This is a genomic window from Bradyrhizobium sp. USDA 3256 (genome assembly GCF_054058275.1).
On record NZ_JBSSAE010000002.1, the window covers coordinates 2,236,912 to 2,248,427 of the forward strand.

11 protein-coding genes are annotated in these 11,516 nt (G+C 62.7%); all 11 read left to right on the forward strand.

The window, feature by feature from the left end; genetic code table 11:
- The first annotated feature begins 333 nt into the window (after nt 1-333).
- The 11 genes from ACVWY5_RS12015 (at nt 334) to ACVWY5_RS12065 (ending at nt 11,509) form a co-directional block, all read left to right on the forward strand.
- Nucleotides 334-1,488, forward strand: coding sequence for a transporter substrate-binding domain-containing protein (locus ACVWY5_RS12015; RefSeq protein ID WP_028331424.1), 1,155 nt, complete (start codon nt 334-336; stop codon nt 1,486-1,488).
- Nucleotides 1,485-2,126: an ANTAR domain-containing response regulator gene (locus tag ACVWY5_RS12020; RefSeq protein WP_016845707.1), complete on the forward strand. Its 642-nt coding sequence runs from the start codon at nt 1,485-1,487 to the stop codon at nt 2,124-2,126. The genes ACVWY5_RS12015 and ACVWY5_RS12020 overlap by 4 nt, the downstream gene beginning before the upstream one ends.
- Before the next feature lie 127 nt (nt 2,127-2,253).
- Nucleotides 2,254-3,504, forward strand: a complete 1,251-nt coding sequence (locus tag ACVWY5_RS12025; RefSeq protein ID WP_038377077.1) for a transporter substrate-binding domain-containing protein — start codon at nt 2,254-2,256, stop codon at nt 3,502-3,504.
- A 129-nt stretch (nt 3,505-3,633) separates the two neighbouring features.
- Complete coding sequence (gene urtB, locus ACVWY5_RS12030) at nt 3,634-4,503, forward strand: urea ABC transporter permease subunit UrtB (protein ID WP_028331422.1); 870 nt, start codon at nt 3,634-3,636, stop codon at nt 4,501-4,503.
- Nucleotides 4,504-4,519: 16 nt separating this feature from the next.
- Nucleotides 4,520-5,659, forward strand: a complete 1,140-nt coding sequence (gene urtC, locus ACVWY5_RS12035; protein ID WP_028331421.1) for an urea ABC transporter permease subunit UrtC — start codon at nt 4,520-4,522, stop codon at nt 5,657-5,659.
- The gene (urtD, locus tag ACVWY5_RS12040) at nt 5,656-6,408 is read left to right on the forward strand and encodes an urea ABC transporter ATP-binding protein UrtD (protein ID WP_028331420.1); all 753 of its coding nucleotides are present in this window, start codon (nt 5,656-5,658) and stop codon (nt 6,406-6,408) included. The genes urtC and urtD overlap by 4 nt, the downstream gene beginning before the upstream one ends.
- Nucleotides 6,401-7,093 (forward strand): urea ABC transporter ATP-binding subunit UrtE, encoded by a 693-nt coding sequence (gene urtE / locus ACVWY5_RS12045; RefSeq protein WP_028331419.1) that lies wholly within the window; start codon nt 6,401-6,403, stop codon nt 7,091-7,093. The genes urtD and urtE overlap by 8 nt, the downstream gene beginning before the upstream one ends.
- A 33-nt stretch (nt 7,094-7,126) precedes the next feature.
- Nucleotides 7,127-8,164 carry an aliphatic amidase gene (locus ACVWY5_RS12050; protein ID WP_028331418.1) on the forward strand — a complete coding sequence of 346 codons (1,038 nt, stop codon included), beginning with the start codon at nt 7,127-7,129 and terminating at the stop codon, nt 8,162-8,164.
- A gap of 94 nt (nt 8,165-8,258) precedes the next feature.
- Entirely contained in the window at nt 8,259-9,593 is a 1,335-nt protein-coding gene (locus tag ACVWY5_RS12055; protein ID WP_028331417.1) for a cytosine permease, read from the forward strand.
- A gap of 34 nt (nt 9,594-9,627) precedes the next feature.
- Nucleotides 9,628-10,647, forward strand: coding sequence for an alpha/beta fold hydrolase (locus tag ACVWY5_RS12060; protein WP_028331416.1), 1,020 nt, complete (start codon nt 9,628-9,630; stop codon nt 10,645-10,647).
- A gap of 34 nt (nt 10,648-10,681) precedes the next feature.
- Nucleotides 10,682-11,509, forward strand: coding sequence for a CbbQ/NirQ/NorQ/GpvN family protein (locus tag ACVWY5_RS12065; RefSeq protein ID WP_051002629.1), 828 nt, complete (start codon nt 10,682-10,684; stop codon nt 11,507-11,509).
- Nucleotides 11,510-11,516: the final 7 nt, after the last annotated feature.

Below are 11,516 nucleotides of genomic sequence, written 5' to 3' on the forward strand. Positions count from 1 at the left end.
CTCCCGATCGGGATGCAGGTTAACGAGCAATCTCGTCGCAGCTCTCTCAACCTTCCGGTTGATGGACGCGCGGTGACCGGCCGGACATGCCTTGATACGGGAAATCGGCGGTGCAGCTACCGGAGATAGGTGGTCCGTGGAGCGCTGCGCCTGTGATCCGTCGCGGGTGACACAAGTCTGCCTGCTTTCGCGTCAGCTTCGCTGACAGGATGAGCGGCCAGGGTCCTTGTCTCGCGGCAGATGGCATGCAATCTTCCGCAGCCGGCAATGCTGTTCGAGAGCAACAAGAACAATAATCCCTCTCGTCCCTCCAATTCTGTCGAGGGCCTGATCATGTCGAACCTTACCCAAACGACATCCGCTCCGTGGCGGATAGGAGTGCTGTTCTCGCGAACCGGCTTCATGTCGGTCATCGAGGAGACCCAGTATCAGGGCACGCAACTCGCGATCGAAGAGGTGAATGAAGCGGGCGGCGTGTGCGGCCGCGAGCTGGTTCCCGTTGCCTATGACCCCGGATCGGACTCGGCCGCCTATGGCCATTACGCCAAGCGGCTGATGATCGAGGATCAGGTCAGCACGATCTTCGGCTGCTACACCTCGTCGAGCCGCAAGGCGGTGCTGCCGGTGGTCGAGCGGCTGAACGGTCTGCTCTGGTATCCGACGCTTTACGAAGGGTTCGAGGCGTCGCCCAACGTCATCTACACCGGCGCCTCGCCGAACCAGAACAGCCTCGCGCTGTGCCGCTATTTGATGGATACGTTCGGAACGCGGTTCTATTTCGTGGGGTCGGACTACATCTATCCGCGCGAGTCCAACCGGGTGATGCGGGAGCTGCTCAAGAGCAATGGCGGCTCGGTCGTTGGCGAGCGCTATGTCAATGTCTATGCGCGCTGGCAGGATTTTGTGCCGATCATCCAGGATATCAAGCGTGTCAGGCCCGACGTGATCTTCTCGACCGTCGTCGGGGAGGGCACGGTGTTCCTCTATCAGGCTTATGCCAATGTCGGGCTCGATCCAAAGCAGGTGCCGATCGCCAGCTTGACCACGACGGAAGCGGAAATCGCCGCCATGGGCTTCGACGTCGGCGAGGGACACGTCACGGCGGCATCGTACTTCCAGGGCGTCGAGGGCAGCGCCAACAATGCGTTTGTGCAGCGCTTCAAGAAGCGGTTCGGCGCCGATATCTCGACCAATATGTGCGCCGAGGCGTCGTACTTCCAGCTGCATCTGTTCGCCAAGGCGCTCGAGCAGGTCAATTCACTCGACACCGAAGTGCTCCGCTCGATGGTGTTCGGCACCAGCTTTGATGCACCGCAAGGTGCAGTCACCGTCAACCCGATGTCGGGTCATACCGACCTCTGGACCCGCATCGGGCGCGCCAACCGCCAGGGACAGTTCGATGTCGTCAGCCAGTCGAAGGAGCCGGTGCATGCGGATCCGTTCCTGATCGGATATGGTCGTGCAACGCAAACAGGAAGCGTCCAATGAACGAAATGTCGCGTAAGCCGTCGCTGAGCCGAGACGTCGGCGGACGCAAGACCATGGTTCAGGAACTTGCCGATTTGTCGGCGGTGGTGGTCGCGCCGGTCGACGATCAGGTCGGCATGTTGCTGCGCGAGTTGCAGCGGTTCCGGATGCGGGTGCGGCAGGTCTGGCCGATGCCCGAGAGCGTGCCGGCCGATGCCGACGTGGTGTACTGCGAATATTCTCCTGACCTGGCGCGGCGCCTGCCGTGGATTCCCGGCGACGCGCGCTCGGCGCTGGTTGTGATCCTGCCGGCGACGGAAACCGTTCACGCCGATGCGCTATGTCATGCGACGCCGAACGCCGTGCTGCCGCGGCCGTTCACGCAAAATGCCGTGTTGTCGAGCCTCGTGCTGGCGCGTAGTCAATTTGGTTATGAACGGCGGCTTCGCAGCAAGATCGAGAAGCTCGATGACAATCTGCGCTCGATGCGCACGGTGGAGCGCGCCAAGGCGATCCTGATGGCGACGCGGCAGATGCCGGAAACCGAAGCCTATGGCTTCATCAGACGACAGGCGATGGATCGTCGCGTGTCGGCAAGTGCAGTCGCCGCGGCGATTGTTGACTCGTTCGAACTGCTTGGCTACGATCATCAACAGTAAGCCCCAATAGCGGGGCCGGCGGCGACAGCGCCGCCTTCGACACAACCGGCAACAAAGCCCTCCCAATGCTCGCGTAAGCGCGCATCGGGAGGGCTTTTTGTTTTTTCAGTCCTGAAGGGAGCGAGGGATGAGCATTTCACGGCGGACTTTGCTGAGGAATACCGCGGCGCTTGGCGCGTTTGCCGGCGCCGGACTGCCGCACATCTGGATCAAGAACGCCGACCTCGCTTTTGCCGCCGGCGGCGAGATCAAGGTCGGCGTGCTGTTCTCGCTGACGGGAACGACCGCAATCATCGAGGAATCGCTCAACAAGGCGACTCTGCTCGCCATCGAGGAGATCAACGCCGCAGGCGGCATCAAGGGCAGCAAGATCGTGCCGATCGTCGAGGACCCCGCGTCCGATCCGGCGACCTTCTCGGAGAAGGCTCGCAAGCTCGTCGTCGGCGACAAATGCGTCAGCGTGTTCGGCTCCTACACCTCGGCGAGCCGCAAGGCGGTGCTGCCGGTGTTCGAGCGGCAGAACAATCTCTATTGGTATCCGACGCTCTATGAAGGCCGCGAGTGCTCGAAGAACGTCATCTACACTGGCGCGGTGCCGAACCAGCAGCAGGACGAGTTCGTGCCCTGGCTGGTCAAGAAGTTCGGCAAGAAGTTCTATCTGATCGGCTCCAACTACATCTATCCGAAGGAAGAGAACAACTACTGCAAGAAGCTGCTTGAGAAACTCGGCGGCGAGGTCGTGGCGGAAGAATATGTGCCGCTCGGCCATTCCGAATTCTCTTCCGTCATCAACAAGATCCGCTCGACGCAGCCGAACGTGATCTTTTCCACCGTGGTCGGCGATTCCGTGGTCGCGCTGCATCGTCAGTACAAGGCGGCCGGCCTCGATCCCGAGAAGATGCCGATGGCGAGTCTTACGACCTCCGAGAACGAAGTCGCTGCGATGGGCGGCGAGGCGGCCGCCGGTCATTTCACCTCGGCGCCTTACTTCATGGTGCACAAGTCGCCGGAGAACGAGAAGTTCGTCGAGGCCTACAAGAAGCGTTGGGGCGCCGACAAGGTGACGCATTTCGTGTCGGAGGCCTGCTACTTCCAGACCTACCTGTTCAAGCAGGCGGTTGAGAAGCTCGCGACCAGCGATCTCACGCCCCCGAACATACGCGACGCGGTCAAGGGCCAGGAAGTGATTGCACCGCAGGGCAAGGTCCGGATCGAGCCGGAGAACCTGCACACCTGGTTGTGGCCCAAGATCGCGCAGGCGAAGTCGAACGGACAGTTCGAGATTCTGGTCGAGGCCAAGGAGTGGCTGAAGCCGGTGCCTTACGCGGCCTATCCCGGACAGTCATGCACCGAGAAGGGCCTGGTCGAGAAGAGCTGACGACGGGGGCTGACGAAGGCCGTCGGCGTGCGGCGCCGGCGGCCAGCGTCCCGAAACGAATGCTGTCTCTCGCACGAACGGGCGCGAGGGGCAGGGCGCACAACGCGAACATCGAAAGCGGATCCCGACGTGGACCAATTCATCGAACAAATCGTCACCGGCCTCAGCATCGGATCGATCCTGCTGCTGGTCGCGCTAGGCCTGTCGATCATCTACGGCTCGATGGGCATCATCAATCTCGCCCATGGCGAGTTCGTGATGCTGGGCGCTTACGCGGCCTGGGTGTTCCATACCTATCTCGGGCTCGGCCTGCTCGCGAGCCTGGTGCCGATCTTCTTCGTGGTCGCCGTGTTCGGCTGGGTCATCGAGCGCTATGTCCTGAGCCTGCTCAACAACCGGCCGCTGGATACGATCCTTGCGACCTGGGGCGTCGGCATCATGCTGCAGCAGGCGGTGCGGCTGATGGTTGGCAGCGAACTGCGCTACGTGCAACTGCCGCCGGCGCTGTCCGACAGCATGGACGTGTTTGGCATCTCGGTATCGTCCTATCGGGTGTTCCTGTTCGTGGTGTCGATCGCACTGTTCGTGGCGACCTGGTTGCTGATGAATCGCACCACGGTCGGAATGAAGCTACGCGCGATCATCCAGGACCGTTCCGTCGCTGCCTCGTTCGGCATCAACGCCAAACGGGTCTATGCGCTGACTTTCGCCTATGGCGCCGGACTGGCGGGCCTGGCCGGCGCGCTGGTGTCGCCGCTGAAGAGCGTGTCGCCCGATATGGGCACCGGCTATGTGGTCGATGCCTTCATGGTGGTGGTGCTCGGCGGCGTGCAGAGCCTCGCCGGCACCGTGGCGAGCGCCTTCATCCTCGGCGAGCTCTCCGGCGGCATTGCCTTCCTGCAGAACGACACGGTGGCCAAGGCGATCGTGCTGCTCGCCATCGTCGTGCTCATCCGTTTCCGCCCCGAGGGGCTTTTCACCGCACGCGTGCGGGCCTGAGACAGATCGCTCATCTATGCCGTCGCATGTTCCCAACTCCAGCGGATTGCAGCGCCTGATCGCACAGCTTGCGCCTCTGCTGATCGTCTGCGCCGTGGTGTTCGCGCTGCCGGTGCTGCTCAACAACGACTTCCTGCTCAACAAGGTCGCGCGTTATCTGGTGCTGGGGATTCTCACGGTGTCGCTCGGGCTGTCCTGGGGATTCGGCGGCATCCTGAACCTCGGCCAGGCGATGAGCTTCGGGCTCGGCTCCTACGCCATGGCGATGGCGCTCAAGCTCAAGACCGTGCCGGTGCATACGGGAGCGAGTGGACTGCCGGACTTCATGGTCTGGAACAATGTCCAGCATTTGCCGTGGTTCTGGGAGCCCTTCCGGTCGCTGACCTTCGCGATCGCCGCGGGCCTGATCGTGCCGGCGCTGGTTGCGGCGGCGCTCGGCTGGTTCATGTTCCGGGGGCGCGTCACCGGCGTCTATGTCTCGATCATCACGCTCGCCACCATGGTGGTGATCAATCTCGTGATCATCGACCAGCAGAGCTACACCGGCGGCTTCAACGGCATCACCGATCTCGCCCAGCTCGAGATCTTCGGCGTCGCGTTCGATGCTTATGGCCGCGCAACCTACTATCTCGTGGCCAGTTGTGTCCTGCTCAGCCTGCTTGTCGCCTTTGCCTTCACAAGAACCAAGGCCGGCCTGATCGTGCAGGCGATCCGCGACCATGAGAGCCGGGTGCGCTACTTCGGCTACGACGTCGCGCTTTACCAGATCTTCGTGTTCGCGCTGTCGGCGGCGATCGCGGGCCTTGCCGGCATGCTCTACACGGTGGTGATGGAGTTTGCCTCGCCGACTTTCCTCGGCGTGCAGCTCTCGCTTTCGGTGGTGGTGTGGTGCGCGGTCGGCGGCCGGCAGAGCCTGGTCGGTGCGCTCCTTGGCGCGGTGCTGGTGGCGGGCATGCAGGGCGCGCTGTCGGAGTCCGCAGCATTCCTGGAGACCTGGACGCTGGTGATGGGCGCGCTGTTCGTGCTCGTGGTGCTGTTCCTGCCGAAGGGGCTCGCCGGCCTTGCGCAGGTCGTGCTGCGCTGGATCGCGCTGCGGCGGCACGCTGCCGCGGGCGGCGTGGCGCAAGGCGTCGGCCAGACGGAGGGCAGCACATGAGCTCCCATCTCGATCTACGCGACGTCTCGGTCAGCTTCAACGGCTTCAAGGCGCTCAACAGTCTCAATATGAGCGTGCGCAAGGGCGAGCTGCGCTGCTTGATCGGGCCGAACGGGGCCGGCAAGACCACGGCGCTGGACATCATCTGCGGCAAGGTCAAGCCGAGCGCCGGCACGGTGAGCTTCGATGGCACCGCGCTGCAGGATCTTGAGGAATACGAAATCGCCCGCGCCGGCGTCGGCCGCAAATTCCAGGTGCCGAGCGTGTTCCGCGAGCTCACGGTCAGCGAGAACCTTGAAGTGGCGCGAGCGCGTCGCACCTCCGTGCTTGGCAATTTGCGCTGGAATATCGGCAATTCAGGACGCGAGCATGTCGAGCGTCTGGCCGAGCTGGTCGGGCTCACCGAGCAGCTCGACCGGCCGGCCGCCTATCTGTCGCACGGTCAGACCCAGTGGCTGGAGATCGGCATGCTGGTCGCCCAAGACGCCGAGCTGATCCTGATGGACGAGCCCACCGCGGGCATGACGGCGCAGGAAACCCGCAAGACCGCCGAACTGTTCGCACGGCTGAAGGGCAAGCACACGCTGATCGTGGTCGAGCACGACATGGGCTTCGTCAAGGCGATCGGCGACATCATCTCCGTGATGCATATGGGCCAGATGCTGGCCGAGGGCACCGCGGCGGAAGTGGAAGCGCATCCGGAAGTGCGCCGCGCCTATCTCGGATCGGGAGGCATCAGCCATGCTTGAGCTGACCGACGTCGACGCCTTCTACGGCAACAGCCGCGCCCTGCAGGGCATCAACCTGATGGTTGGCAATGGCGAATTCCTCTCGGTGCTCGGCCGCAACGGCGTCGGCAAGACCACGCTGATGCGCAGCATCCTCGGCCTGATGGACCGGTGCACCGGACGGCTGTCGCTCGACGGCGCCGACATCTCGCCGCTGCGGACCTATCAGCGCGCCAAGGCCGGTATTGCCTACGTACCACAGGGCCGCGGGATTCTGCCGCGCTTCACCGTGCGGGAGAACCTGACGCTCGGAACCTTCGCGGCGAAATCGGCCAACGGCATCGAGGAATGGGTGCTCGAGCTGTTTCCGGTCCTCAAGGATTTTCTCAATCGCTATGGCGGCAATCTCTCCGGCGGCCAGCAGCAGCAGCTTGCGATCGCGCGTGCGCTGCTGGCCAAGCCCAAGGTCATCTTGCTGGACGAGCCGACCGAGGGCATCCAGCCAAACATCGTCGAGCAGATCGAGAACGTGATCGTCAGTCTCAATCGCGAGCGCGGCATCACGGTCGTGCTGGTCGAACAGAATGTCGCGTTCGCGCGGCGCGCATCTCACCGCTTCGCGCTGCTCGAAAAGGGACGCGTCGTCGCCAAGGGCGCGATCGGTGAGCTCACCGATGATCTCATCCAGCTGCACATGGCCGTGTAGCGGGACTTATCGTTCAGGAAAGGGAGTCGAGACATGTTGCATGGAGACATATCGAGCAGCAAGGACACGGTCGGCGTTGCCGTGGTGAACTACAAGATGCCGCGCCTGCACACCAAGGCCGAGGTGCTGGATAACGCGCGCAACATCGCCAAGATGGTCGAGGGCATGAAGCTTGGCCTGCCGGGCATGGACCTCGTGATCTTCCCGGAATACTCGACCCACGGCATCATGTACGACTCCAAGGAGATGTACGAGACCGCGTCGTCGGTGCCGGGCGAGGAGACCCGCATCTTCGCCGACGCCTGCCGCAAGGCCAAGGTCTGGGGCGTGTTCTCGCTGACCGGCGAGCGCCACGAGGAGCATCCCAACAAGGCGCCGTACAACACGCTGATCCTGATGAACGACAAGGGCGAGATCGTCCAGAAGTACCGCAAGATCATGCCGTGGGTGCCGATCGAGGGCTGGTATCCCGGCGATTGCACCTACGTCTCGGACGGGCCCAAGGGGCTGAAGATCAGCCTGATCATCTGCGACGACGGCAACTATCCGGAGATCTGGCGTGACTGCGCGATGCGCGGCGCCGAACTGATCGTTCGCTGTCAGGGCTACATGTATCCGGCCAAGGAGCAGCAGATCCAGATCTCGAAGTCGATGGCCTGGGCCAATAATTGCTACGTCGCGGTTGCCAACGCCTCCGGCTTTGACGGCGTCTATTCCTATTTCGGCCATTCCGCGCTCATCGGCTTCGACGGAAGGACGCTCGGCGAGTGCGGCACCGAGGAGAACGGCATCCAGTACGCGCAGCTTTCGGTGTCGCTCATCCGCGACGCCCGCCGCAACATGCAGTCGCAGAATCATCTCTTCAAGCTGATGCACCGCGGCTATACCGGCCTGATCAACTCCGGTGACGGCGATCGCGGCCACGCGGTCTGCCCCTACACCTTCTACAAGAACTGGATCACCGACCCCGAGGGGACACGGGAAATGGTCGAGGCCATGACCCGTCCGACCGTCGGAACCGACGAATGCCCGATCGAGGGCATTCCGAACCAGAAAGTCGCACATCGTTGAGTGACATCGATGATCGGCGCCGGCGCGATGTTTCGCGCCGGCGTGGTTCGATGCAACGGCGGACACTTCCTCGCGAAGGAAACAGGGGGACATCATGAGCGGCCAATCGAATAGCGGGCTGGTTCAGCAGACCGAAGGGCAGATCGACGATCTTCTCGGCCATGAATTCGAGCACGAGCCGGTGCCGATGAGCGCCCGGCGCAGCGCCTTCTCGGTCACGATGGTATGGCTGGGCTTTCCGATGATCATCACCGGCGCGATGACCGGATCGCTGCTGGTGCTGGGTATGGGATTCAAGAATGCGCTGGTGGCGATGATCATCGGCAATCTGATCATGTTCGCCTATGTCGGCGCGCTCGGCCTGATCGGCACGAGTCGAGGCATGAACTTCGCGCTGATCGCGAGCATCGTGTTCGGAAAGAAGGGCTATGTGCTGGCGTCGGGCCTGTTGTCGACGCTGCTGCTCGGCTGGTATGCGGTGCAGACCGGCATCACCGGCGCATTGATCTCCTCGACTTACGGCCTCAACTATGTGGCGATGACCATCGTCGCGGGTGTGCTCTATATCGGGATTACCTTCGTCGGCGTGAAGGGATTGCACTGGATCGGGCTGGCGTCAGTGCCGCTGTTTGTCGTGCTCGGCCTCTGGGTCGCGGCCGATGCCGCCTCGACCACGACGTCGGCGGCGATCTTCGGCTATATCGGGAATAATGGCGTTGCCAGCATGTCGATGGGCGTCGGGCTTACGGTGGTGCTCGCGCTGTTCATCGACGCAGGCACGGTGACGGCGGACTTCAATCGCTGGGCGCCGAGCACGCGGTCCTCGCTGTTCGCCACGTTCAGCGCGTTTCCGTTCGCCAATCTGGTGGCAATGCTGGTCGGCGGCGTGATGACGGCGGCGCTCGCCGTACCGAACGCCAACCCGTTCGGTGTCGACAACATGTTCGGCTATATGAACGGCAAGCAGCTGACCTGGCTGAGCATCCTCGCGTTCATCTTCCTCTATGCCAATCTCGGCTCGGTCTGCTCGCATTGCCTGTACAACGCAGCCACCGGCTGGTCGCGCATCCTCGGGACCAATATGCGGCTCATGGCGGTGGTGCTCGGAGCGCTTGGCATCCTGGTTGCTGCAGGCAATGTCTGGGCGTTCTTCATCCAGTGGCTGTCGCTGCTCGGCATCCTGGTGCCGCCGATCGGCGCGATCATCCTGGTCGATCAGTACCTGCTGCGGGCCGAGGTGCGCGCGGACGTCGACTGGCGTGCGAAGCCGTTCATCGCCTGGGGCATCGGGTCGCTGTGTGCCTTTGCGGTTGAAAACCTGATGCCGGGACTGTCCACTGCGATCTCCGCCGCGGTGGTCGCAGGCATCGTGTACGGGGCGATTGCACGGGTGGAGTCTTCCACGGAAAAGGTGGCGCGTCCGGCGTAAGCGATCAGCTCGATCAAGCAAGAAGGGTATATCAATGAGCGTCGACTATCAGATCCATGATCTCGGCAATTTGACCTTGCAGCGCGGCGCGACCATTCGCGATTGCAAGCTCGCGTACAAGACCTATGGCCAGCTCAGCGCGGCCAAGGACAACGTCATCGTCTATCCGACCTGGTACTCCGGCCAGCACTACGACAATGAATGGCTGATCGGACCGGGCAGGGCGCTCGATCCGGCAAAGTACTTCATCATCATTCCGAACATGCTCGGCAATGGGCTGTCGTCGTCGCCGAGCAACACGCCGGAACCGTATAATGGACCGCGTTTCCCGCAGGTGACGGCCTATGACAATGTGCGCGCCCAGCACCGGCTGGTGACCGAGAAATTCGGCATCAAGCACATCCGTCTCGTCGTCGGCTGGTCGATGGGCGCGTTGCAGACGTTCCATTGGGGCGCGCTCTATCCGGACATGATGGACCTCTTGGCGCCGTTCTGCGGCTCGGCCAAATGCTCGCGCCACAACTTCGTGTTCCTCGAAGGCGTCAAGGCGGCACTCACGGCGGATGCTGCGTGGAAGGAAGGCTGGTACACCGACAAGCCGGCCCGCGGCCTGCGTGCTGCCGCGCGTGTCTATGCCGGCTGGGGCTTTTCGCAGGCCTTCTATCGCGAGCAACTCGACATCAAGACGCTGGGCTATTCGTCGCTGGAGGATTTCCTGGTGGCGTTCTGGGAGGGCTTCTTCCTGCCGAAGGATCCCAACAACCTGCTAACCATGCTGTGGACCTGGCAGCACGGCGACATCAGCGACAACGAAATCTATAACGGCGACTTCAAGGCCGCGCTGCGGGCGATCAAGGCCAAGGCCTATGTCATGCCGGGTCAGACCGATCTCTATTTCCCGCCGGAGGACAGCAAGTTCGAGGTCGAGAACATGCCGAACGCCAAGTTCGTGGCGGTACCGTCGATCTGGGGCCACTTTGCCGGCGGGCCGGGGACCAATCCGGTCGATGTCGACTTCATCGACAGCAAGCTCAAGGAGCTGCTCGCATCGTGATATCGACCGGTTGCGAACGGCTGCCTGCGCGATCATGGGAGGCGTGAGCTTGTCCAATCCCGCTTTGCTGCTTGACCAGTACCGCATCCGGGAAGAACCGTATTACCGGCCGCTCAAGGATGAGGTCGAACTGTTCGGTGCAGCCTATGCCAACCGCATGCCGGTGATGCTGAAAGGCCCCACCGGCTGCGGCAAGACCCGCTTCATCGAATATATGGCGTGGCGGCTCGGCCGCCCGCTGATCACGGTCGCCTGCCACGAGGACATGACGGCGGCGGATCTGGTCGGGCGCTGGTTGCTCGATGCGGAGGGCACGGTGTGGAGCGATGGGCCGCTCACGACCGCCGTGCGTCTTGGCGCGATCTGTTACCTCGACGAGATCGTCGAGGCGCGCCAGGACACGACGGTCGTGATCCATCCCTTGACCGACGATCGTCGTGTGCTGCCGCTGGAAAAGCGTGGTGAATTGATCCACGCCCATTCCGACTTCCAACTCGTGATCTCCTACAATCCGGGCTACCAGAGCGCGATCAAGGACCTCAAGGAATCCACCAAGCAGCGCTTCGCGGCGCTGGATTTCGGCTATCCGGACCGGCCAGCCGAGACCGAGGTGGTGTCGCGCGAAGCCGGTATCGAGCCGAACCTCGCTGATCTCCTGGTGAAGATCGCCCAGCACAGCCGCAACCTGAAGGGTCAGGGGCTCGACGAAGGCGCCTCGACCCGGATGCTGGTCAATGCCGGCCGCCTGATCGGATGCGGCATCAGCCTCGAAAAGGCCTGCGAGACTACGATCGTCGTTCCCTTGACCGATGATGCGGATACCAGGAACACGTTGCGCGACGTGATCTCGGCCTGTGGGTAAGTGGAAG